General features: G+C 28.9%; 21 protein-coding genes and 1 pseudogene. 8 read left to right on the top strand and 14 right to left on the bottom strand.

Annotation, left to right across the window (positions count from 1 at the left end):
* Window positions 1–16: 16 nt before the first annotated feature.
* Window positions 17–637, bottom strand: coding sequence for a response regulator (locus ACULEV_RS13930; protein WP_445455653.1), 621 nt, complete (start codon window positions 635–637; stop codon window positions 17–19).
* A 1-nt stretch (window position 638) separates the two neighbouring features.
* Window positions 639–2645 carry an ATP-binding protein gene (locus ACULEV_RS13925; protein WP_445455652.1) on the bottom strand — a complete coding sequence of 669 codons (2007 nt, stop codon included), beginning with the start codon at window positions 2643–2645 and terminating at the stop codon, window positions 639–641.
* 131 nt (window positions 2646–2776) lie between these two features.
* Between ACULEV_RS13925 and ACULEV_RS13920 the strand changes: the two genes are divergently transcribed.
* Window positions 2777–6010 (top strand): LamG-like jellyroll fold domain-containing protein, encoded by a 3234-nt coding sequence (locus tag ACULEV_RS13920; RefSeq protein ID WP_445455651.1) that lies wholly within the window; start codon window positions 2777–2779, stop codon window positions 6008–6010.
* A gap of 165 nt (window positions 6011–6175) precedes the next feature.
* On the opposite strand, the gene ACULEV_RS13915 is transcribed toward ACULEV_RS13920, so the two are convergent.
* The 3 genes from ACULEV_RS13915 to ACULEV_RS13905 all read right to left on the bottom strand — a co-directional run bounded on the left by ACULEV_RS13915 (window position 6176) and on the right by ACULEV_RS13905 (window position 8124).
* Entirely contained in the window at window positions 6176–6496 is a 321-nt protein-coding gene (locus ACULEV_RS13915; protein ID WP_445455650.1) for a DUF6370 family protein, read from the bottom strand.
* Window positions 6497–6499: 3 nt separating this feature from the next.
* Window positions 6500–7687, bottom strand: a complete 1188-nt coding sequence (gene purT, locus ACULEV_RS13910) for a formate-dependent phosphoribosylglycinamide formyltransferase (RefSeq protein WP_445458550.1) — start codon at window positions 7685–7687, stop codon at window positions 6500–6502.
* A 95-nt stretch (window positions 7688–7782) separates the two neighbouring features.
* On the bottom strand, window positions 7783–8124 hold the full coding sequence (locus ACULEV_RS13905) for a DUF6249 domain-containing protein (protein ID WP_445455649.1): 342 nt from the start codon (window positions 8122–8124) through the stop codon (window positions 7783–7785).
* Between the two features lie 134 nt (window positions 8125–8258).
* On the opposite strand from ACULEV_RS13905, the gene ACULEV_RS13900 reads away from it, so the two are divergent.
* The 3 genes from ACULEV_RS13900 (at window position 8259) to ACULEV_RS13890 (ending at window position 10394) form a co-directional block, all read left to right on the top strand.
* A complete protein-coding gene (locus ACULEV_RS13900) occupies window positions 8259–8849 on the top strand; it encodes an RNA polymerase sigma factor (protein ID WP_445455648.1) in 591 nt (196 codons plus the stop codon).
* Window positions 8830–9237: a hypothetical protein gene (locus ACULEV_RS13895; protein ID WP_445455647.1), complete on the top strand. Its 408-nt coding sequence runs from the start codon at window positions 8830–8832 to the stop codon at window positions 9235–9237. Before ACULEV_RS13900 ends, ACULEV_RS13895 begins: the two co-directional genes overlap by 20 nt.
* A gap of 98 nt (window positions 9238–9335) precedes the next feature.
* Window positions 9336–10394 (top strand): serine hydrolase domain-containing protein, encoded by a 1059-nt coding sequence (locus ACULEV_RS13890; RefSeq protein ID WP_445455646.1) that lies wholly within the window; start codon window positions 9336–9338, stop codon window positions 10392–10394.
* Between the two features lie 69 nt (window positions 10395–10463).
* Here ACULEV_RS13890 and ACULEV_RS13885 read toward each other — a convergent pair whose 3' ends face one another.
* Both ACULEV_RS13885 and ACULEV_RS13880 read right to left on the bottom strand, forming a co-directional pair.
* Window positions 10464–11648, bottom strand: coding sequence for a pyridoxal phosphate-dependent aminotransferase (locus tag ACULEV_RS13885; protein WP_445455645.1), 1185 nt, complete (start codon window positions 11646–11648; stop codon window positions 10464–10466).
* A 57-nt stretch (window positions 11649–11705) separates the two neighbouring features.
* Window positions 11706–12803, bottom strand: coding sequence for a fatty acid desaturase family protein (locus ACULEV_RS13880; protein WP_445455644.1), 1098 nt, complete (start codon window positions 12801–12803; stop codon window positions 11706–11708).
* Between the two features lie 115 nt (window positions 12804–12918).
* Here ACULEV_RS13880 and rsmG point away from each other — a divergent pair, with 115 nt between their 5' ends.
* The gene (gene rsmG / locus ACULEV_RS13875; RefSeq protein WP_445455643.1) at window positions 12919–13548 is read left to right on the top strand and encodes a 16S rRNA (guanine(527)-N(7))-methyltransferase RsmG; all 630 of its coding nucleotides are present in this window, start codon (window positions 12919–12921) and stop codon (window positions 13546–13548) included.
* Window positions 13549–13846: 298 nt separating this feature from the next.
* Here rsmG and ACULEV_RS13870 read toward each other — a convergent pair.
* The 3 genes and pseudogenes from ACULEV_RS13870 to ACULEV_RS13860 all read right to left on the bottom strand — a co-directional run.
* A pseudogene (locus tag ACULEV_RS13870) lies at window positions 13847–14099 on the bottom strand (L-glutamate gamma-semialdehyde dehydrogenase); the annotation flags it as partial.
* A complete protein-coding gene (locus ACULEV_RS13865; protein ID WP_445458549.1) occupies window positions 14083–14493 on the bottom strand; it encodes a TlpA family protein disulfide reductase in 411 nt (136 codons plus the stop codon). The gene ACULEV_RS13865 and the pseudogene ACULEV_RS13870, both read right to left, overlap by 17 nt.
* A gap of 553 nt (window positions 14494–15046) precedes the next feature.
* A complete protein-coding gene (locus ACULEV_RS13860; protein ID WP_445455642.1) occupies window positions 15047–15262 on the bottom strand; it encodes a hypothetical protein in 216 nt (71 codons plus the stop codon).
* 402 nt (window positions 15263–15664) lie between these two features.
* Here ACULEV_RS13860 and ACULEV_RS13855 point away from each other — a divergent pair, with 402 nt between their 5' ends.
* Window positions 15665–15904, top strand: coding sequence for a helix-turn-helix domain-containing protein (locus ACULEV_RS13855; protein WP_445455641.1), 240 nt, complete (start codon window positions 15665–15667; stop codon window positions 15902–15904).
* 53 nt (window positions 15905–15957) lie between these two features.
* On the opposite strand, the gene pruA is transcribed toward ACULEV_RS13855, so the two are convergent.
* The 4 genes from pruA to ACULEV_RS13835 form a co-directional block, all read right to left on the bottom strand.
* Window positions 15958–17586, bottom strand: a complete 1629-nt coding sequence (pruA, locus tag ACULEV_RS13850; protein ID WP_445455640.1) for an L-glutamate gamma-semialdehyde dehydrogenase — start codon at window positions 17584–17586, stop codon at window positions 15958–15960.
* Window positions 17587–17688: 102 nt separating this feature from the next.
* Window positions 17689–18075, bottom strand: coding sequence for a Co2+/Mg2+ efflux protein ApaG (gene apaG, locus ACULEV_RS13845; RefSeq protein ID WP_445455639.1), 387 nt, complete (start codon window positions 18073–18075; stop codon window positions 17689–17691).
* Between the two features lie 3 nt (window positions 18076–18078).
* On the bottom strand, window positions 18079–19149 hold the full coding sequence (locus ACULEV_RS13840) for a DUF3667 domain-containing protein (protein WP_445455638.1): 1071 nt from the start codon (window positions 19147–19149) through the stop codon (window positions 18079–18081).
* Window positions 19149–20396, bottom strand: coding sequence for a type IX secretion system plug protein (locus ACULEV_RS13835; RefSeq protein ID WP_445458548.1), 1248 nt, complete (start codon window positions 20394–20396; stop codon window positions 19149–19151). The genes ACULEV_RS13840 and ACULEV_RS13835 overlap by 1 nt, the downstream gene beginning before the upstream one ends.
* Window positions 20397–20592: 196 nt before the next feature.
* On the opposite strand from ACULEV_RS13835, the gene ACULEV_RS13830 reads away from it, so the two are divergent.
* Together ACULEV_RS13830 and ACULEV_RS13825 are read left to right on the top strand one after the other, a co-directional pair.
* Complete coding sequence (locus tag ACULEV_RS13830; protein ID WP_445455637.1) at window positions 20593–21939, top strand: Na(+)-translocating NADH-quinone reductase subunit A; 1347 nt, start codon at window positions 20593–20595, stop codon at window positions 21937–21939.
* Between the two features lie 30 nt (window positions 21940–21969).
* A complete protein-coding gene (locus ACULEV_RS13825) occupies window positions 21970–23196 on the top strand; it encodes an NADH:ubiquinone reductase (Na(+)-transporting) subunit B (protein WP_445455636.1) in 1227 nt (408 codons plus the stop codon).
* Window positions 23197–23198: the final 2 nt, after the last annotated feature.

The raw sequence follows: 23198 nt of genomic DNA, 5'->3' as shown, positions 1-23198 counted from the left end.
AAAATACAATATTTTTTTAGCTTTTAAAGTTTTGCATAGCCCATATTAACAAAGCATTTTTTTCTTTGGGTAAACCTAATTTTTCTATAATCTTACTACGATGTCCTTCCACCGTTTTCTCAGATAAGAATAATAATTCGGCAATTTGTTTACTGGTTTTTTGTTGGATAATTAATTCTACAATTTTTCTTTCAGAAAAGGTTAATTTGGATAATTTATCTGTAGCATTTTCTACATCAGAAATTAAATCATCTTCTAAAAAAGTACTCCTATATTTATTTCCTTTTGAAACTTCAATAAGACATTTTTCTAGTTCACTTTGTGCATGTTCTTTTAAAATATAGCCATACACACCATATTCATTTGCTTTTTTGAAAAGAGTCATTTCTTTATGCATAGTAAGTAAAATAACTCTAGTCTTTAATTTACTTTCTTGCACTTTTTTAGCCACATCAATTCCATCTAATCCAGGCATATTAATATCTAAAATGGCAATGTCTGGCATATGAAGATTTATTAAATTTAAAGCTGAGATTCCATTTGAGCAAGTATCTGTAATAGTATAACCATAAGATGCTACAAAACTTTTTGTGCCTAGTAAGGTAAAAGGATGATCGTCTGCAATTAATATTTTCATACTATTTTTTTATTTCGAGAGTAATAATGGTTCCATTTTTATTTGAAATTATTTTTGCTTCTCCTCCAATCATTCTAGTTCTCTCAATAATATTGTGTAAACCAAATGCAGTAGTGTTATTTAGAGTTTCAGTAACATTAAATCCTTTTCCATTGTCTTTAATTTCGATAGATAAGATATCTCCTTTTTCAACAATAGTAATTTTTGCAGCCAAGGCATTAGAATATTTAATAATGTTTGACAATGCTTCTTGAACAATTCTATATACTTGTAATTCTTTAGCACTTGTTAAGGTGTTGCTGTAATCAATTTCAGCAGTTACCATAAAATGATTAACAGCCTGAGCTCTTTCAACTAATTGCTCAATACTTGACTTTAAGCCGACTTTATCAAACATAATAGGATGCAAATTTCTACTGATAATCCGAATATCATTTATAATGGCATCTATTTTTTTATTGGTGTCTTCCGTTTTTTCTTCAAATGAGTTTTTTAAGCTCAATAATTCATGGCTTACACTATCATGTAAATCACTAGCAATTCTTTTTCGTTCTTCTTCTGTTTTTTCTAGTAATTGTTTAGTGTACTGTTGCGCTACCTTTTTTTCTTGTTTCAATTTTTTCTGCTTTTGTCTTAATGTAAGGGCTAAAACAATAAGTAAAATACCAACTATTGCAGAAAGTAAAAAAGCTATAGTAATATTCTTATTGGTTATCGCTGTTTTTTGCAAAACTATTTGTTGCTCTTTTTTTTCAGTTTGATATTTTGTTTCTATTTCGGCAATTTTATTTCGCATTTCTTTATTACCAAGACTATCTAATGCTTTTTGGTATTCCATATAATAATCCAATGCTTTTTCATATTCCTTTTTTTCAATAGCACTATCGTGTAAAATAGAATATGATTTTTTAACATTTTGGAAATCTTTATTCTCAATAAGTAAAGGAATAGCATCTAAAATAATTTTAGTGTTTTTTATGCCTTTATTTTTTTTAATCTCTAAAATTGCTAAAGCAGTATTGTAATCTGCTGAAGTATATTCAGAATTTAAACTATTCACTTCTGGCTTAATTTCGTCTAAAATAGCTTCAGCTTCTTCAATCTTGTTTTCATCTAAATTCTTCTTTACTTTTAAAAGATAAATTGAAATTTTTAAAGAAGGATCATTCACTTTTAATTTTTTAAAAGCTAATAAAGTAGAATCAATAAGAGGATTTCTTTTTTTATAATTCTCCTGACTATCATACAATTGAATTTTATTATATAAGCAAATAAAAATATTGGTTTTATTCTTTTCTTCGTTTGTTTTGAAGTAAAATAAAGCTTTATTTAAATTTTCTTCTGCTTTATCATATTCTTTAGTAGCTAAATTTATGGCATATAAATTAGAATAAATACCTCCTAAAAGATCAATACGTTCTGTTTTATTTAATAAATCAAGTGCTTTTATATTATTTTCAAGTGCTAAATCTTGTTTTCCTAGACAATAATAGCACCAAGCAATATTTCTGAAATTTATAGCTTTAGTATAGCACGTTTCATAGTCTGTAACCTCATTTAAAGTACCTTTACTATAATAAGTTATTGCAGTAGTAAAGTCACTTTTGTCTGCATAATATTTACCCAAATATAAATTTAGAAAAGTTAATTTTTTTTCAGGAACTTCATTTCTAAAATGATTTGAAAAATAAACTATTGTGCCATAAAAAGAATTTGAGTAAGATTGAAATCGCATAGCATTGTCTGCTACTGCTTTAAGTGCTTTTGAGGCAGATAAATAATCTTTTGTTTTAATCTTATGATTATAATAATTGTAAAATTCAGATTCATAATTTGGTTCAAAGAAATTTTTCTCATCCTTAAGCCAAGTACAAGTTATATCTAATTTTTCTTCGAGCGGTTTTTTATATAAGATTTCCTTTTCCTCTTTATCATTACATGCTCCAATATAAAAAAAAACGATAAAGAATAAAATGATTTTCAAAGTCTTTGTGTTAATTGGAATCATTTGGTTATTTTTTTTCAAAAGTAAGATTTCCTTTTATATAAAATGAGTTTTATTAAAATTCAAGGGTTTCCCCTTATATGATTTGGTTTCAGATTAGCTCAACTTTGTAGCCTAATGTAAATACATAAAGAATGAAAAACAAATTACTCTTTTTAAAACTATTTTGTGCAATAGTTTTTCTCTTCTCTTTTAAAAACCAAGCGCAAACACTAGATCAAAGTAATGCTACTGGCAATGAATCTGGTTTTTTTGTAAATAATTTAAATAACAATGTTGGCCAATCTTTTGTAGCAGGTTTAACAGGTGATTTAACCGAATTTCATATTAAAATAGGAGATGTGAATGCAACTTACTTTACACCAGGAGATTTCCAATTTAGATTATATAATGGTGAAGGAATTGCAAATCCAGTTTTAGTAACACAAAATTTTACTATTACTAGTGCTCCTGTGAATGGTTATGTTGAATATACAATTGTACTTCCAGCAGGAATAGCAATGGTTGCAGGAAATACTTATACTGTAAATATGCGTGGAATTACGGGGTCGGTTTTAATGGTAGGTACTTCTCCAGCCAATTATACTTCTGGAGGTCTTTACTTTAATGATGGTAATTCTGTTTTATACAATAGTTATGATTTGTGGTTTAAAACCTATGTTACACAGCTACCAGGTGCATCATTAAATTTTGATGGAATTAATGATTACGTAACCACTGCTACTCCTTTAATTTCTAACCTTACTAATTTTACTATAGAAAGTTGGGTATATACAGATGTAACATCCTATCAGACTATCTATTCAGAAGGAAATACAACAAATGATGCACCAATGTTTTCACTAACAAGAGCAGCAGATAATACAGGATTTGAAATTGTTTTACGTAACGCTTTTGGAGTGGGTTTAATAGTCTCAAGTACTAATGGTTTCATTCCATTAAATACGTGGACTCATGTAGTATTTTCAAGAACTTCTGCAACCACAGCTATCCTTTATATAGATGGAGTTGAAACAGATAATTTTACCTTCACAGACCCAGGAATTATTGATGTAAATGTGAGTACTATAGGAGTGCGTCAACGAGTTTTTTTTGATGGTTTTTGGAATGGTAATTTAGACGAAATGCGTATTTGGGATAGAGCTTTAACGGAATGCGAAATTAGAGATAATTTAAATGCTGAATTACCAGTAGTTCAAACGGGATTACTGGCTTATTATAAATTCAATCAAGGAATAGTTGGTGAAGACAATACAACAGTAACTACCTTAATTGATGAAATGGGTAATATCAATGGAACTTTACAAAATTTTGCATTGAATGGAACAACATCAAACTGGGTAACTCCAGGAGCAGTAATTTCAGGAATTGAAAGTGGTATTGTAGCTTCACAAACTAACGTTTCATGCAATGGAAACTTAAATGGAAGCGCGACTGTAAATGTTATAGGAGGTGCGGGAAATTACACTTACGATTGGACACCAGGAACACCTACAGGTGACGGAACATCTAGTGTTTCGGGCTTAAGTGCAGGTGTTTGGATATGTACTATAACAGATGCTTTAGGCTGTGTAAGAACACAATCATTTAGTATTACTGAACCAGATGTAGTAAATGTACCAACAGGCTTGTCAACACAAATTTATTCAGGTTCAGGAACACTTTCAGATTTAGTAGTAATTGGAAATACAATAAAGTGGTATAGTACTGCTTCAAGTATTATTGAAATACCAAATTCTACGGTATTAGTTGATGGCACAACCTATTATGCAAGTCAAACTGTAGGTGCTTGTGAAAGCCCATCTAGAGTAGCAATTACTGTTCAAAAAATAAGTGAAGCTACTCAATCTTTTTGTAGTGGGGCAACAGTTAATGATTTAATTACTACACCAAGTACCGATGCAACTGTGCAATGGTTTTCTGACGCAAATATTACTACACCTTTATCTGGAACTGCTGTTTTAACTTCAGGTAGTTATTATGTTGAGCAAACTTTGCCAAGTTCTTTAATTAATATAGCAAATGGATTAAGCGTACCAGCTGGTATTGCTTTAGATCAAGCTGGAAATATTTATGTGTCAAATGCTATAAATAATACAATTGTAAGAATGGATGCTACTGGAAATAATCCAGTTACTCTTGGAAGTGGTTTTAATTTTCCGTTAGGTGTTGCTTTAGATCAAGCTGGAAATATTTACGTGGCAGATTATGGAAATGGACAAATAAAAAAAATGGATTCGTCTGGAAACAATATTACAGTTATACTTAGTGGTCTTAATTATCCAAGAAGTATTGCAATAGATGCAATGGGTTATATTTATATAGTAGAAGAAAATAGCTCAGAAATTAAAAAAATAGATTCATCTGGTAATAATTTAGTTACATTAGGTTCTGGATTCATTTCGCTTGAAAATATAGCTTTAGATAATCTAGGGAATATATATTTAGTTGATAATGGAAGTCAGACCATTAAAAAAATGGATGCAACTGGTAATAATATAATTACTTTAGGAAATGGATTTAATTCACCTTTAGGAATTGCATTAGACAATGCTGGAAATATTTATATAGCTGAATATTCTTTAATAAAAAAGATGGATGCCAATGGTAATAATATACAAACCATAGCTTCTGGATTTAGTTACGCTAGAGCAATAGGAATTAATTCTGCTAACGAAATTTTTATTGGTAATGGGAATAATAATAGTATAGAAAAATTTATTCAAGCCCAATTATCAAATCGAGTTAGTGTAGTTGTTGATATTACTCCAAGTTCAGAAAATGTTACTACAATAACAGCATGTGATAGTTATACTTGGTCAAATGATGGTCAAACTTATACAATGTCAGGAACTTATACTGGAATAACGACTAATTGTATAACTGAAAAATTAGATTTAACAATCATTTCTATAGACAATACTGTTTCTGAATTAACTTCTGGAATACTTACTGCAAATGAAACAGATGCTACTTATCAATGGTATGAATGCCCAAACACTTTGTTAATGGGTGAAACTAATCAAGATTTCACGCCAACAACTATTGGAGATTATAAAGTAGAAATAACAGTAGGAAGCTGCATGGTGGAATCAAATTGTGTAACAGTAACTACTTTAGGAACTGCTTTATTTGATGAGGTAAACTTTAAGTATTACCCCAATCCAACTTCTGGACTAGTAAATATTTCGTACTCAAAGCTAATTTCTCAAGTAACAGTTATGAATATGTTAGGACAAACTGTCTTTACTAAAAAAGAGAACGGTTCAAACTTAACATTAGATTTGTCAATACTACCTAGTGCAACTTATTTAGTAAAAGTTGAATCTGAAGGACAAATAAAAATGATTAAAATAGTTAAAGAATAATTAGATGTCTGTTTTTAAATGTTATAAATATAGATTAGAAGTTTTATTAGTAATTAAATATGCTTCAATCTTAGCTTTCATCTATTTTGTATGGTAAGATAAGAACGCTAAAAAGCCGTCAGTAATGACGGCTTTTTTATGATGTATTTTAGAATAACTAAAGTGTTATTTCTTAGGTAGTAATTTAAAATGAGACACTACAAAAACAGTATCTTTAATTGTACCAATAACTTCAGCTTTGCGAATGGTTTGACAAAAACCATCTTCAGCATGAGCATCTCCGTGCTTATCAATGTGAGTACCTTCTACAAAATAAGATTTACCATCTATTCTAACAGCTAAATCACAACCATGACCTTTCATTCCAAATTGACATTGACCACAAGAAGCTTCAACGACTTGTTTTTTTTGTTGGGTTGGTTTTTTCTCTTGTGAATTTCCAATTGTTATAAAAAAGAAAAGAATTATACTTAAAATATTTTTCATAATTTATGAATTTACTTGAATTAATTTCGCAGTTTCCTTAGCTCTTTCTGTAATTTCCTCAATAGGAGTTTCTAAAGTATCATTAGCAAGAACAACTCCCATTCTTCTGTAAGGTCTAGAAGTTGGTTTTCCAAATAATCTAAAATCTGTTTTTGGTAAACTAGCTACTTTTTCAATTCCAGAAAAGCTTGGATTATTTGAATTCTCAGTAGCTAAAATTACAGCGCTAGCTCCCTTTTTTTCTAAAGTAATTTGGGGAATTGGTAAACTTAAAATGGCACGAAGATGTAATTCAAATTCATTAAAATTTTGTGTGTTTGCCAAGGTTACCATTCCTGTATCATGTGGTCTTGGTGATAATTCTGAAAAATAAACTCCTTCATCAGTTAAGAAAAATTCTACACCAAAAAGTCCAGCTCCACCAAGCGCTTCTGTAACTTTTTCAGCCATATCTTGTGCTTCAAATAAATCTTTATCGGAAACTTTTGCTGGTTGCCAACTTTCTTGATAATCTCCACGCTCTTGTCTATGTCCTATTGGAGCACAAAACAAAGTAGGATTGTTGTTTTGGGTAACCGTTAATAGTGTAATTTCTGAATTAAAATTTACAAAAGCTTCAACAATTACTTCTACCATATCACCACGAGAACCTTCCACTGCATAATTCCAAGCTTTTGTAATATCTTTTTCTGATTTTATAGTGGATTGCCCTTTTCCTGACGAGCTCATTAAAGGTTTTACTACACATGGGATGCCTACTTCAGTAACAGCTTTTTGTAATTCTTCTGATGAGGTTGCATAGCGATAGTTTGCTGTTCGTAAGCCCAGTTCTTTTGAAGCTAAATCTCTAATTGCTTTTCTATTCATAGTGAAATTAGCGGCTTTTGCAGATGGAACAACAGTTATGCCTTGTTTCTCGTAATCATAAAAGCGTTCAGTGCGAATGGCTTCAATTTCTGGAACTATAAAATCGGGTTGATGTTTGGCTATAATCCTATCAAGTTCAGCTCCATCAAGCATATTAATCACTTCAAATTCATGTGCTACTTGCATTGCTGGTGCTTTTTCATAACTATCAACTGCAATTATAGTTTGCCCAATGCGTTGTGCTGCAATTACAAATTCTTTCCCAAGTTCACCAGAACCCAAGAGTAAAATTTTTTTATTCATTGTTGTGTTGTTGTTTTGAATTATTCTCAAAACAAAATTAAGTTTTAATATTCTAAACAAATAAAATTGAACTACTTTTATTTAAGTAATTCAATTTTATTTTTCTTAAAATATTCTTATTCTAGATTTTTAGAAATTTTAAAACCTGTAAGAAGACCTATTCCTGCAAATAAGAAAATTAATCCTGGATAAATAGGACCATTATTAATTGTAAAAATATTCTCAAGAAATAATGCAAATAATATTCCTGTACCTATTCCAATTAACAAACAGGCTAAATTTAAAAGTATAATCTTCCAAATGGCTACTGAAGATTGACTTTTTGAAACAAAAATATTTGCATCAACACCTTTTTCTATAAGGGCTAAACGTTCTTTGTTTCGTGTACTAAAAAATAAATAGAATATTCCAAAAATAGACAATAATAAAACAGGTACGATAATGATTTCTGATCCCATAACTTTTCTTTTTTTAATTGATTAAATTTAATGTATGTTAGCTTTTGACGAAGATTTGTATAATTGGGTTACAAGTTTTTTTATTTTTTAAGTTTATGTAACCAATTTTGGTATTTAGCAGTCTTATCTTAAATATGAGTAAAATAGAAGATCAAGTTTATATTAATAAAGTTCTAAGTGGAGATAGTAACTCATTTTCCATTATAGTAGATCGATATAAAGATTTAATCTTTACAATGGCTATTAGAATGCTTAAAAATAGAGACGAAGCTGAAGAAGTTACTCAAGATATTTTTGTGAAAATCTTTAAATCATTGTCAAAATTTAAAGGGAATTCAAAATTTTCAACATGGATTTATAAGATTGCATACAATACTTGTTTAGACGTTTTAAAGAAATATAATAAACAGAACAATTTTATTCCAATTGATGAATACACAGGGAATCAATTGTCGACGGTAGAAAACATATTTGATTCATTAGTTTTAAAGGAACAACAAATTATTATTCAAAAATGTCTTAATTTGTTGCCTTATGAGGAAAGCATACTTTTAACTCTATATTATTATGAAGATCAATCGTTAGAAGAAATTTCTAAAGTATTAACTATTAGTCATACTAATGCTAAAGTGAAATTGTTTAGAAGTAGAAAGAAATTAGAAAATATTTTAAGAACACAATTACCGACAGAAATTATAGAAGACTATGAAAGAAGAGCAAAATAAAGGAGAAGATTTTATAAAAAAAATGATGGATAAATCTGTATTGGAATCACCGTCTGCGGATTTTACTTTAAAAGTGATGCAAAAATTGGTTAAAGAAAAGCAATTAGTAGCACTAAATAAGCCTTTAATTTCAAAGCAAATATGGTTCTTGATTTTTACTTTTTTTCTGCTTTTGCTAAGTTTTATTTTTTATTTTATGGGTGGAAGAATTCAAGATTCTTCAACTACTACTTTATTTGAAAAGTTATTTGATAATTCTATCTGGCAATTATTTTCTAGTCTGAAATTTTCTAAAACACTTAGTTATTCATTACTAATTTTTTCAGTGTTTATTCTTTTACAAGTTGTTTTTATAAAATCCTATTTTGATAAGCGATTTCATTCTTAAAAAAATGGTTTAAGATTTTATTTATGTTTTACTTTTTTGTAACCATGACTAAAATAGGAAGGTCTAAAAAGGTAATCATCAATTAAAATAATAAAAGAATGAAAGTAATTTTTAAATTTTTTATGATTGTATTTTTTTTAATACAGTCTAATTTTTATGCCCAATCTATTGAATCAAAGATTGATAATTTAGTAACTTCAAAATTTAAGTCAGACAATCCAGGTGCTGTTTTTTTAGTTGCTAAAGAGGGTAAAGTTATGTATAGAAAAGCTTTTGGTAAAGCAAATTTAGAAATGGATGTAGATATGCAACCTGAGTTTGTTTTTGAAATTGGTTCAATGACCAAACAATTTACTGCAGTTTCTATTGCAATATTAGAAGAACAAAATAAGTTGAGTTTTCAAGATGAAATTGTTAAATTTATTCCAGATTATCCTACACAAGGTAACAAAATCACCATTCATGATTTGTTAACTCATACTTCAGGAATTAAAGATTTTACTAAATTAAAAGAGCTTAGAAATATTTCAAAAAAAGATTTATCTCCTAAAGAACTAGTTGATTTTTTTAAAAATGAACCAATGGAATTTAATTCGGGAGAGCAATTTAAATATAATAATTCTGGATACATTATCTTAGGATATATTATTGAAATAATATCAGGGAATTCTTATGCCGATTTTATTCAGGAAAATATTTTTGACAAACTAGAAATGACATCTACTTATTACGCTAGCCATCAAAAAGTCATAAAGAACAGAGCTTCTGGTTACCACGATAGAGATGGTTATGTTAATGTGGATTATATTAGTTTTACATTGCCATATTCGTCTGGTTCAATTATGTCAACTGTAGATGATATGTTAAAATGGCAAAACGGTATGGATAAAAACAGTTTGATAAATGAGAAAACAAAACAAAATATTTTTACCAACTATAAATTAGATAATGAAGATGAAATTAATTATGGCTATGGTTGGCATCTAAAAGAAATTAACAAATCACTTTCATTTGAACATGGAGGAAGTATTTTTGGATTTAAATCTATGGGAGTTTATTTGCCCAAAGAAAAAGTATATGTAATAGGGTTGTCTAATTGCGATTGTAATTCACCTACACAAATTACAAAAGATATTGCAACTCTTTTTGTTGAATAAATAAATTATAACATAAAAGGATGTAAATTTTATAATTTACATCCTTTTAATATTTTTTTGACTAGTTTTTTAAACAAGTGCTTCTTTTATTCTTTTTAAAGCTTCTATTAGTAATTCTTCACTAGTAGCATAAGAAAAACGGATGCAATTTGGGTTTCCAAAAGCTTCACCTGTAACCGTTGCTACATTAGCTTCAGCTAAAAGATACATAGAAAAATCAGTTGCATTCTCAATTTTTGTTCCTTTTAAGGTTTTACCAAAGAATGAAGAAACATCTGGAAAAACATAAAAAGCTCCTTCAGGGATATTTATTTTTAATCCAGGAATTTCTTTAATTAAACTTACAACTAAATCTCTACGATTTTTAAAAGCAGAAACCATATCATTTAGAACTTCTGGATTAGCTTCTACTGCAGTAATTGTAGCACGCTGTGCGATAGAATTAGCTCCACTAGTTACTTGACCTTGTATTTTTGTACAAGCTTTTGCAATAAATTCTGGAGCACCTATGTATCCTATTCTCCATCCTGTCATTGCAAATGCTTTGGCAACTCCATTAACAGTAATAGTTTTTTCTAACATACCTGGAATTGACCCAATACTGCAAAATGTTCCAGAGAAATTGATATGTTCGTAAATTTCATCAGAAACAACATATATATTTGGATGTTTTTCTAAAACCTTACATAAAGCAGTTAATTCTTCTTTGTTATAAACTGATCCACTCGGATTACAAGGCGAACTAAACCACATCATTTTTGTCTTTGGTGTGATGGCTTTTTCTAATTGTTCTGGTGTAATTTTAAAATCACTTTCTACAGATGTTGGTACTTCAACTGGAATTCCACCAGATAACTTAATGATTTCAAAATAAGAAACCCAATATGGAGCAGGAAGTATTACTTCGTCACCATCATTTAACATTACCTGTGCAATGTTATATAAAGATTGTTTTGCTCCAGTTGAAACTACAATTTGTGAAGGTTTATAATCTAAGTCATTATCACGTTTGAATTTTTTACAGATAGCTTCTTTCAAGTCAACATAACCATCCACAGGACTATATGTACTATAGTTTTCATCGATAGCTTTTTTTGCAGCTTCTTTAATAAAATCAGGAGTGTTAAAATCTGGTTCTCCTAAACTTAAGCTTATAATATCTTTCCCTTGTGCTTTTAATTCTCTGGCTAAAGCAGCCATAGCAAGAGTTTGTGAAGTAGATAAATTGTTAATTCTATCTGATAATGCGTTCATTTGGTAGTTAGTTATTTATAGTTTATAGAAAAGACGCGATTTCTCGCGTCTCATTTTTTATGCTAGTTGTGGTTTTTGACCTAATTCCTTGAGATGCTTAAAGTGAGCGATTACAGCACTTCTCATTGTTTTATATTCATAATAAGGTAAGTTACATTCTTTAGCAGTCTGCTTTACGATTTCTGCAATTTTACCATAATGTATATGACTAATATTAGGAAAAATATGATGCTCAATTTGATGGTTTAATCCACCTGTATACCAATTTACAATCCAATTTTTAGGAGCGAAGTTAGTAGTGGTAAATAATTGATGAATAGCCCAAGTGTTTTCTATTTCTCCCGTTTCTATAGAAGGAAGTGGATTAGTTGTTTCTTCAACAATATGTGCTAATTGAAAAACAATACTTAAAATTAGCCCAGCTGTATAATGCATTAAGAAGAAACCTATTAATACTTTCCACCAAATAACACCAACCACTATTGGTATTACTATCCAAATTGAAAAATAAATGATTTTGGTAATAACTAATGTTGTCCAAAGTATTTTTGAGTTTTTTTCTTCACCATAGAACAATTTGCGTTTTAAATAACCACTCATCTGCTTAAAATCAGTCGTTAATGACCAGTTAAAAGTTAATAAACCATATAAAAATACAGAATAATAATGTTGAAACTTGTGAAATTTATACCATTTTGCTTCTTTAGTAAAGCGAATAATACGTCCTGCGTCTAAATCTTCATCGTGACCAGGTATATTTGTATAAGTATGATGTAGTACATTATGTTGTACTTGCCAGTTGTAAACATTTCCAGCAAGAATATAGATACTTCCTCCCATGAATTTGTTTACCCATGACTTAGTGGAGTAGGAACCATGATTTCCATCATGCATAACATTCATTCCTACTCCAGCCATTCCTACTCCAATTGTTATACTTAATAGGAGATAAACCCAAAAAGGCATAGCTAATGAGATTAGAATGAAATAAGGAGCAAGAAATAAGGTAAACATGATTATTGTTTTTAAATGCAGTTTCCAATTTCCTGTTTTTTTCAAGTTTTTTTCTTTGAAATAATCGTTTACTCGTTTATTTAAAGTTCTAAAAAATTTGACATTGTCAGTTTTTGAGAAAATAGGGGCTTTTGTATTCATTATATTTTATGTCTAAAGCTTTGTTTGCCACCAAAGATAATAATAATCTCCATTAGACTGAGTATTTTAACTTAATTGTTTGTTAAAAAATGTACTTTTGCAACAAAAAAGTAGGATGGAGTTAATTTTAAAATATTTTCCTAATCTAAGTCAGAATCAAATTCAACAATTTGAAATGTTGAAGGATTTATACGTGGATTGGAATTCTAAAATAAATGTGATTTCTAGAAAAGATATAGAAGAGTTATATGTAAGACATGTTTTACATTCTCTAGGAATTGTTAAGGTTTTGGAATTCAAAAAAGGAACTAAAATTATGGATGTTGGGACAGGTGGTGGTTTTCCCGGAATTCCTTTAGCAATTATGTATCCTGATGTTGATTTCTATTTAATAGATGTTATTGCAAAAAAAATAAAAGTGGTTAATGAGGTTGCTAAGGCATTAGGTTTGAAAAATGTTGTTGCTGAGCAAAAAAGAGCAGAATTAGTGAAATGGAATTTTGATTTTATTGTTAGTAGAGCAGTAACTAATATGTCTGATTTTGTAAGTTGGGTTTCAGATAGAACGGTCAAAGAATCTAAACATGAACTTAAAAATGGAATTTTATATTTAAAAGGAGGTGATTTAAGTGAAGAATTAGCTTCTTTTCCAAATGCTATTCAATATAATTTATCAGATTTTTTTAATGAAGAATTTTTTGAAACAAAAAAAGTAGTGCATTTGCCATTGAAATATAAGAAATAATAAAAAGTAGAAGTATGTGACACTAAATTTATGTAATAACGTGCATTCCATTATTATTTTTAGGAGCACAAAAACAGTGCTTCGTTAGAAAAAATCACCTGCTATTCGCTATATCTTTTCTTTTTTAAAAGAAAAAAGAAAAGGATGCCACTACTATCAGGGCTAAAATTAAAGATTTAGAATTTTTAGACGCTATTTCATATTAATCGAATTAATGTTTATAGAAGTTGCTTAAAAATTAGAAACGCTATCAAAATTTTGATAGCGTTTTTTATTTCTAATTTCGTATTTCAAAATTTTAATTTCCTAAAAAAGGATATCTGTAATCTTCTGGAGTTACAAAAGTTTCTTTTATTGTTCTTGGAGAAACCCAACGCAATAAATTTAAAATTGTACCTGCTTTATCATTTGTTCCAGATGATCTTGCACCACCAAAAGGTTGGCAACCTACAACCGCACCAGTTGGTTTGTCTATGAATATATTTATCTTGACTAAAAACAGCTACTGTTAGTGCATATTCAAAAGTTTTATCCTTATTTTTTAATGTTTTTTATATATTCCTTTATTAAAATTGGAGATGCATCATATATTAGTAAATTGCCTTCTTGATCAAAAAGAAAACCTTTTGGACATGCACCAAAATTAAAATTATTATTAATTTCAATTGTTGAAATTCCATTTATCCAATTCATTTGGTATTTGTCAATATTGTCCTTTATTTTTTTTATATCAACAGATCTTTCTGAATGAATATTAATTATTTCTAATTCATTATAACATTCAGAGTGTAGTCGTTTTATTTCTGGAAGCATTGCAATGCAAGGAGAGCACCAAGTTGCCCAAAATTCCACATAGATAAGCTTGTTTTTGTTTTTAAATTCATTAAAATTCATAGTTGAACCATCAATGTTTTTAAAATTTAAATTTGGAAGCTTATCTAACATTTTATTTTCGTTAGGGATAGTGTAAGTACTATCTAATTTATGAAATTTAGCTTTATAGCCAATTTTTGCTTTTTCAATATTTTCAATGGAAAAGGCAAAACCATTGTTAGAAAATAATCTTGATTTTTTTAATCCTAGTTTATTATTGAAATTTATATTTTTTGGTAATTCATGACAACTAGGACTTATGAACAATATGTCAGTAGAGTCATTAAAAGTATTATTGTTATTAGAGTCAATTAAAAAAAGAGAAATTTCTTTATTTTCAATTTTAAATTTCGCATTTAATGAGTTATAATCTTTATAAATTATTTCATTCTTTAGCAAATCAACACTATCAAAACTCATGAAATTTATTTTGACTAATTTTTTAAATTCTATTTGATTATTTTGTTTTTGATTACAAGAGATTAATATAAAAAAAGTAAAAATGGTTATATTAATTATTTTATTCATGATAGAGTTTTTATATAAATAGCTAGTAAATTTAATGTTTTTAAGAAGCTTAAAAAAATGAGTATTAAATTTTTAATACTCATTTAAAAGTATTCAATTATGGACAGAAAACTTCCTGCCCAAGTATATTATAATGCGTAACAGAACCATTATCATTGAAACAAGTAATCATAATGCCATTAGATTTATTGCCATTAGCATCTACCATAGTTCCTAGTTCTTTATAACACGTTCTTTTAGCTCCATTTATGCCTTTCATTTTATGTTTTGAAAGTACTTCTACACCATTTAAATTTAAAATGGATTTTTTCATAATTTAAAAATTAAAGATTATAAACTTACTCAAACATTTAAAGTCAGTTGAGTTTCTGACTACTCTTGCAAGAATATTTTGAATTTTACTTTTAAAAAAGTAAAACAATTTGTCCATTTCTTTTGTTCTTAATTAATAACAACTTATTAAAGAGTTTTATAGATGTGAAATTCACACCATTTAAATTGTTTTTCTATTTAAATTACACAATGATTTGTCTTTCTCAATGTATGTATCATGTTTCTAATTTAAGAATATAATTTTGATTGTTTGTGTCTTCTTAAAGTTTTAAAAATTAGTGTTTTCAATTTTTAAGTTATTTGTTTTTCAAATATAATGAAAAGAACAATAAAATGACAAATAAGTAATTATTTTTTTATTAAAGTAAATTGATATTGCAAAATGGCTAAGCAATACCAAGATAAAGAACTTTTAGACAACATAATTCTTACTATCAAAGAGTTGAGAAAATCTAATAATGTTACGTTAGAGGTTTTTTATTTTGATACTGGGATTCATTTAGCTAGAATTGAACAAGGTAAAACGAATATTACAGTTTCCACATTAGCTAAAATTTGTGAATATTTCGAAATTAGTTTAGTAGATTTTTTTGTAAAAATAGAGATACTAAAAAAGAGTTAAGAAAAATTCTCAACTCTTTTTTTATTTTGTGCTTCAAACTTCTTGCTTTAAAACTATTCTCCTAAAAAAGGATATCTGTAATCTTCTGGAGTTACAAAAGTTTCTTTTATTGTTCTTGGAGAAACCCAACGCAATAAATTTAAAATTGAACCTGCTTTATCATTTGTTCCAGATGATCTTGCACCACCAAAAGGTTGGCAACCTACAACCGCACCAGTCGGTTTATCATTTATGTAAAAATTGCCAGCACAGTTTTGTAAAGCCACTGTTGCTTCTTCTATAGCATATCTATCTTGACTAAAAACAGCTCCTGTTAATGCATATTCAGAGGTTTGGTCAACTAATTTTAATGTTTCTGACCATTTTGCATCTTCATATATATAAATAGTTACTACTGGTCCAAATAATTCGGTTTCCATAGTAGTATATTTAGGATTAGTTGTTAAAATAACTGTTGGTTCAATAAAATATCCTTTTGATTTGTCATAGTTCCCTCCAAAAAGTACTTCTGCATCACTATCTTTTTTAGCTTGGTCAATAAAAGAAGCTAACTTGTCAAACGAGCCTTCATGAATTACTGCAGTTATGAAATTTGACATATCTTCTGGTGAACCCATTTTCATAGATTTTAAATCTGTTTCCAGTTGGTCTTTAACTGCTGACCACAAACTTTGAGGAATATATACTCTAGATGCAGCACTACATTTTTGCCCTTGGAATTCAAAAGCACCTCTTATAATTCCTGTTGTAACTTGTTTTGGATTTGCAGATGGATGTGCAATGATAAAATCTTTTCCACCTGTTTCACCTACAATTCTAGGGTATGTTTTGTATTTATTGATGTTGTTTCCGATTTTTGACCATAAGTCTTTGAAAACATGTGTAGAACCTGTGAAATGAATTCCTGCGAAATCTGGACTTGCTAAAATCGTATCCGTAATCATAATAGCATCTCCAAAAACAACATTTATAACACCATTTGGTAAACCTGCTTCTTTGAAAACATCGATAATTATTTTGGCAGAAAATACTTGGCTATCACTTGGTTTCCAAACTACAACATTGCCCATCATAGCAGCACTTGCTGGTAAATTTGCAGCAATGGCAGTAAAGTTAAATGGTGTAACAGCGTAAACAAATCCTTCTAAAGGTCTATGTTCTAAACGATTCCAAGTAGATGAATCTGAACCAGGTTGTTCGCTGTAAATTTGTGTCATATATTCTACGTTGAAACGTAAAAAGTCAATTAATTCACAAGCGGCATCAATTTCTGCTTGATGAATCGTTTTGGACTGCGCAATCATTGTTGCAGCATTTATTTTTGCTCTATATGGACCAGCAATTAATTCTGCAGCTTTTAAAAAAATAGCAGCTCTGTTTTCCCATGACATTGATGCCCATTTTTTTCTGGTTTCAAGTGCATTGTCAATTGCTTGAGTAATATGTGATTTTTCTGCAAGATGATATGTTCCAACAATGTGTTTATGGTCATGTGGAGCCGACATATTACGAGTATTGCCAGTTTTAATTTCTTGGTCACCTATATATAGAGGAACTTCAATTTTTGAATTCCACATTTCTTTATAAGTGCTTGCTACTAATTCTCTTTCTTTTGAGCCAACTGCATATGATTTAACAGGTTCATTTACAGCTTTGGGAACGTTAAAAAATCCTTTTAACATAGTATTGTTTTTTAATGAATTATTAAATGTTGTTTGGCAAATTTAAGAAAAAAATAGTGGATAAGAAGCAACATTTGTTGCAGAATAAATTCAACTAAAAAATTAGTTTAAAGCAAAAGGTGCACTAAATTTGAAAGTGGGTATAATTACTCTAAAACTTTTTGTAGTAGTAAAGTTAATCATGCTATAAAATCCTTTCATGGCACCAATAGGTGAAGATAATAAACAACCAGAAGTGTAAGTGTGTGTGTCTCCAGGTTTTAAAACTGGTTTTTTGCCCACAACACCTTCACCATCTACAATCTCTTTATTATTTAAAGCATCATAAATTTCCCAGTGACGTGTATTTAATTGGACAGAATCTTTACTATGGTTTTCTATTTTTATTTCATAACTAAAGGCAAAATGAATCTTGTAGTTTTTGAAGTAAGTTCCTTCAAAACTAGTTTGGACTGAAATTTTAATACCTTTTGTAATTTGTGTTACCATATTCTAAAACAAAATTATTCCTAAGAATATCATAATCAATGATGAAATTAATAAAAATATACCAAATAATGGATTCAAAAGTATAAATTTTAAAACTGTTTTCCAACGATTCTCCTTGTAAAAATTCCTTAAAGACCTATAAAGATATAATGGAAATATAATTAACAAACTAATTCCTGTTAAATATTCTGATACTGTAATACTGAATAATCCAATTATATTAAATATAATCATACAAATGAAAAGGAATGTAAAGTAGGTGTATGAGAAAATAAGATGTTCTGTATAATTCAATCTTCTCGAATAAAATACAAGCCAAAAAATTATAGTTATAATAGGAAGAGATAGAAAAATTAAGAATGGGAGTTTTTGATAAAAATAACTTACTAATTCATCTTTTATATTATTGGTTTTAAAAAGCTTAGATTTAGTGTAGAAATAGCGATTGTAACGATTGTTTTCGAAGCCTAACTCTTTTAGCGCTTGAATATCTGATGTGTTTGGATGTTTAAGATTGAAATTTCTAAAAGAACTTATTAGATAAAAAAAACCTAATGAGTTTTTATCTAATTCTGTTTTGGTGTATATAGAATCCTTGCTTAAATTTTGAAAAGAATCAATCTGGTTTTTTATTGCAATTTTGTCTGCTTCAGGAATACTGTCGTTAATTTGTCTTAATCCTTTATCTAATTCTTTTTGATTTGTAAGATTTAGATTAGTTGAGTTTGAAGTAGATTCGTTATATATTTTTTCAGTAATACTATATGTAATAAATAGAAGAATAGAAACGCTCAAAAAAAGTCTAAAAGGGTTTGCGTATTTTTGTCTTTTACCTTCGTTAAATTCCTTTGCTAAAATTCCCGGTTTGGTAAATATAGAAACTATAGAATTTCGTAAACGAGAATCATAAGCATAAAAATTTGATAGAAATTCTTCTATGAAGTCATTTATAGTTAGTTTTTTTGTAGAATTTAATTGCCCACAATGATGACAATATTTTTCACTAATATCTAAAGGTGTTTCGCAATTTAAACATTCGTAACCTCTATATTGTTTGAATTTTCTTTTGATCATTAGTTTCTTATTCCTTCGCTATTTGTATTGGTTATACCAATTACTTGGTCATAACGATCATTATTTCCTCTGTAATAGACTATAATTGTGTAATTGTTTTCAGTTTGATAGAAATTACCATCTATGGCTTCTTTGTAATCTATATTTTTGTTTTTATCTAATAAGGTGTATTGATAGTTGGTATATCCTTGTTTTATTAATATTGCTTTTTCATAAAAACCAGATTCGCTATTGTATGTCATCTTGTTTTCTTCATTGGTAGCATAGTTGTTGAACATACCAGTAACATAAATAGTTTCATCGTTAAATAAATTTGGTGCATTTAAAGTAAAATAAACCCATGAATAATCAGCTTCAACTTCTGAATTTTCTGCATTACTGTTTAAAACGATAAAGTTTCCATTAAAATCTGGAAAATAAGTATAAATTCCATTTTTTCTAGCATTATTGGTGTATAAGTGCGAATTATAAATATCTCCAGATGTAACCCTAGAAACACTATTATTAGTTACTCTTATTTGAGAATTATCTAGTGTGTAAAATTCATTACCAGCCCAAAATTGGGTTTCTTCATTGTACTTATAAATTAACTCTGTACCTATGGTATATTGTGGTTTTATGTTTGAAATTTGTTCTTTCCAATTTCCATTTTTGAAAATTGATATTTTTACGTTTTTAATTGGATTTTGTAAAATTAAGTCACCATAATTAATAGAAAGTTCAATATTTTGTTTTTCGTTAAGGCTTTCAAAATCTCTTGCTCGTCTTACTTCAGAAGCAACTCTTACCGATTCATTATAGACTATAAATTTTCTTGAAAAAACAATTTCTTGTTCGTCATTAAAAATTTTTACAACATAATTTCCTGTTTTTGTAATCCTATTGTATTTATTTGGAAATTGCTGTCTATAATGTGAGTACAATTGTAAAGTGTTAAATGAATTTTCGTATGTAATAATTCTTTGATTATCTATTCCGTTAAGATATTCTACTTTGGCTAAATTTGTTGGAGTCCAATCATAGTTGTATTGAGTTATAGTATAGTAATAATCAGCTTCATTGCCATACAAATCATCAAATTGTAATTCAAAAGTTTCTCCTAATTTAAAAAAAGGCAATACATTTTTATTATTTTGTACAAATGATACAGTTTTTATGTTATATGGAGGGCTTACTTCATTTTCGATTTGAGTATAAACTGTTGAAATAGAGAGTAAAATTAGTATTAAAAATGTCTTTTTAATCATGTTGTTTTCCATTGTTTTTGTAAAAATAGTAATTCTGTAAATAGTAATGCAAATTTTGTGCTGCTAAGGTTGTTTTTTTACAATTTAGAATTAATATAAATAATAAAAATCAATAGCTATATTTTTGGAGTAGTGTTGCTTAATTAATTAAATTTGCACGTTTTATAAAATAGTACTAACCATATCTTCAATAAACATGTCAAAAGACATTCGAATTAAAAAAGGTTTAGACCTTAAGTTGAAGGGTGAAGCAGAAAAACAACTTTCTGATGTTGCCCGATCGAAAGTCTATGCTATTAAACCTTCTGATTTTCATGGAGTAACTCCAAAAATGATTTTAAAGGAAGGATCTACTGTAAAAGCAGGTGAAATAATTTTCTTTTCGAAGAAAGACGAAGCTGTAAAGTTTGTGTCACCAGTAAGTGGAACCATTCAAGAAATTATTCGTGGTGAGAAAAGAGTAATTCTAGAGATTAGAATACTAGCTGATTCTCAAGATGTCCATGTAGAGCATAGCAAAAAAAATCCAAAATCTTTATCTAGTTCTGAAGTGAGAGAACATTTATTAGCTTCTGGTTGTTGGCCATTTATAAAACAACGTCCTTATGATGTTGTTGCAAATTCGGCAGATGAACCAAAGGCTATTTTTGTTTCTGGAATTAATTCAGCACCTCTTGAAGGAGATTTAGACTTTGTTTTAAAAGGAAAAAAAGAAGCATTAGAGGCTGGGTTTTCTGCATTAACAAAACTAACATCAGGGAAGGTACATGTAACAGTTTCTCCTAAATCTGATTTTATGCCTTCTGTTGAAGGAATAGTGGTGCATAAAGGAAAAGGAATTCATCCAGTGGGATTGGTTTCTACACAAATTGCTAAAATTGATCCAATTAACAAAGGAGAAAAAATTTGGACCGTTCAAATAGAAGACGTTGCTATCATAGGAGAATTATTTTTGACAGGTAAATTTAATCCTGAAAGAATTATTGCTTTAACAGGAAGTGGTTTTGAAAAACCTTCTTATGTGAAGGCTTTAATAAATGCTCAAATGAATGATGTTGTTGCTGGAAATTTAAAAGAAGGTAATTACAGGATAATAAGTGGGAATGTGCTAACAGGTGATAAAAAATCAAAAGAAGATTCTTTAGGCTTTTATCACAATCAAGTAACAGTAATTCCAGAAGGAGATGATTATGATTTCTTTGGTTGGAACATTCCAAGACCAAATAAATTTAGTGTATATAGAGCTAATATGTTTTCTTTCTTAACACCAAAGAAAAAATATGATTTAAATACAAATACGAATGGTGAACATAGAGGTTTTGTTTTAACTGGAGAATATGAGAAAGTTTGTCCTTTAGATATTTATCCGATGCAGTTATTGAAAGCAATTTTAGTAAAAGATATAGATCAGATGGAGGCTTTAGGTATTTATGAAGTAGCTCCAGAAGATTTTGCTTTAACTGAATATGTTTGTGTTTCTAAACAAGATCATCAAAAAATCGTAAGAGAAGGATTAGATTTAATGATTAAAGAAGTTGGATAATCTTTCAAAGAAATTTTAAAATCACAAAAAATGGGATTAAAACAAAATTTACATAATTTAAAAGAAAAGTATAAAGGGACTAAGTTTGAACAAGGTTTCAATGCTTTGCATACTTTTCTTTATTTACCTAATATCACGACTCATTCTGGATCGCACGTTAGAGATGCTTCCGATTTAAAACGTGTAATGAATACAGTTATCATGGCAATGGTTCCTGTGTTAATTTTTGGTATGTTTAATGCAGGTTATCAACACAATTTAGCTATCAATGGTGTGGCTGAATTTTTAACACTTGATAACTTTGTTATTGGTTTAAAAAAGATACTTCCTTTATTAGTCGTTTCTTATGGAGTTGGTCTTGGTATCGAATTTATTTTTGCTACTGTTAAGAAGCATGAAGTAGAAGAAGGATTTCTTGTAACAGGTATGCTTGTGCCATTAATAGTTCCTATAGATTTACCATTATGGATGCTTGCTGTTGCAGTAGCATTTGGTGTAATTATAGCAAAAGAATTATTTGGTGGAACTGGAATGAATGTATTAAATCCAGCCTTAACAATACGTGCTTTCTTGTTCTTTAACTGGGCAGCTTGGATGTCTGGAGATAAAGTTTGGGTTCACGGAGCTGTAGATGGAATTTCTAAAGCAAATGGTGTTGACGGTATTTCTGGAGAAACTATTTTAGGAACTTTAGCGGCTAATAAACCTGTTGCATTTTCTATACAAGATATGTTCTTTGGATATATTCCTGGTTCTGTGGGAGAAACTTCTACTTTTTTAATTTTATTAGCAGGTGCTTTCTTAATATTTACAGGAATAGGTAGTGCAAGAATTATGATTTCTGCTGTTATAGGTGCCATTGTAATGGGATTGATTTTTAATAGTATTTCAGGAACTTTAATGCCTGCTTTAGGGATGGGAGATGCTGTTAATGGAACTATTGGAGCTGGAAGTAAATTCTTTGGATTAATGTCGTTTCCTTTTTGGCAACACTTAATGGTAGGTGGTTTAGCTTTTGGTATTGTGTACATGGCAACAGATCCTGTATCTGCTGCACAAACTAATAGAGGTAAAATTATATATGGTTTTTTAATAGGATTTCTAAGTATTTTAATACGTGTATTTAATCCTGCTTATCCAGAAGGTGTTATGATGGCTATTCTTTTAATGAATGTTTTTGCACCAACTATCGATCATTATGTAATTCAAGCTAATGTGAAGAGAAGAATGAAACGTTTAAAAACTCAAACTGCTTAATT

This window comes from Flavobacterium sp. HNIBRBA15423 (genome assembly GCF_052655965.1).
The sequence above is the reverse complement of the archived record's forward strand: the minus strand, read 5'-3'. Positions and strand labels throughout refer to the sequence as shown.

Bases quoted from the DNA above. Each gene is read 5' to 3' on its own strand.
- apaG (WP_445455639.1), bottom strand. From the start codon at position 18,075: ATGGTAACACAAATTACAAAAGGTATTAAAATTTCAGTCCAAACTAGT.
- ACULEV_RS13930 (WP_445455653.1), bottom strand. From the start codon at position 637: ATGAAAATATTAATTGCAGACGATCATCCTTTTACCTTACTAGGCACA.
- ACULEV_RS13890 (WP_445455646.1), top strand. From the start codon at position 9,336: ATGAAAGTAATTTTTAAATTTTTTATGATTGTATTTTTTTTAATACAG.
- ACULEV_RS13830 (WP_445455637.1), top strand. From the start codon at position 20,593: ATGTCAAAAGACATTCGAATTAAAAAAGGTTTAGACCTTAAGTTGAAG.
- ACULEV_RS13895 (WP_445455647.1), top strand. From the start codon at position 8,830: ATGAAAGAAGAGCAAAATAAAGGAGAAGATTTTATAAAAAAAATGATG.
- ACULEV_RS13825 (WP_445455636.1), top strand. From the start codon at position 21,970: ATGGGATTAAAACAAAATTTACATAATTTAAAAGAAAAGTATAAAGGG.
- ACULEV_RS13885 (WP_445455645.1), bottom strand. From the start codon at position 11,648: ATGAACGCATTATCAGATAGAATTAACAATTTATCTACTTCACAAACT.
- rsmG (WP_445455643.1), top strand. From the start codon at position 12,919: ATGGAGTTAATTTTAAAATATTTTCCTAATCTAAGTCAGAATCAAATT.
- ACULEV_RS13915 (WP_445455650.1), bottom strand. From the start codon at position 6,496: ATGAAAAATATTTTAAGTATAATTCTTTTCTTTTTTATAACAATTGGA.
- ACULEV_RS13855 (WP_445455641.1), top strand. From the start codon at position 15,665: ATGGCTAAGCAATACCAAGATAAAGAACTTTTAGACAACATAATTCTT.
- ACULEV_RS13835 (WP_445458548.1), bottom strand. From the start codon at position 20,396: ATGATTAAAAAGACATTTTTAATACTAATTTTACTCTCTATTTCAACA.
- ACULEV_RS13900 (WP_445455648.1), top strand. From the start codon at position 8,259: ATGAGTAAAATAGAAGATCAAGTTTATATTAATAAAGTTCTAAGTGGA.
- ACULEV_RS13880 (WP_445455644.1), bottom strand. From the start codon at position 12,803: ATGAATACAAAAGCCCCTATTTTCTCAAAAACTGACAATGTCAAATTT.
- ACULEV_RS13865 (WP_445458549.1), bottom strand. From the start codon at position 14,493: ATGTTAGATAAGCTTCCAAATTTAAATTTTAAAAACATTGATGGTTCA.
- ACULEV_RS13840 (WP_445455638.1), bottom strand. From the start codon at position 19,149: ATGATCAAAAGAAAATTCAAACAATATAGAGGTTACGAATGTTTAAAT.
- ACULEV_RS13920 (WP_445455651.1), top strand. From the start codon at position 2,777: ATGAAAAACAAATTACTCTTTTTAAAACTATTTTGTGCAATAGTTTTT.
- pruA (WP_445455640.1), bottom strand. From the start codon at position 17,586: ATGTTAAAAGGATTTTTTAACGTTCCCAAAGCTGTAAATGAACCTGTT.
- ACULEV_RS13860 (WP_445455642.1), bottom strand. From the start codon at position 15,262: ATGAAAAAATCCATTTTAAATTTAAATGGTGTAGAAGTACTTTCAAAA.
- ACULEV_RS13925 (WP_445455652.1), bottom strand. From the start codon at position 2,645: ATGATTCCAATTAACACAAAGACTTTGAAAATCATTTTATTCTTTATC.
- ACULEV_RS13905 (WP_445455649.1), bottom strand. From the start codon at position 8,124: ATGGGATCAGAAATCATTATCGTACCTGTTTTATTATTGTCTATTTTT.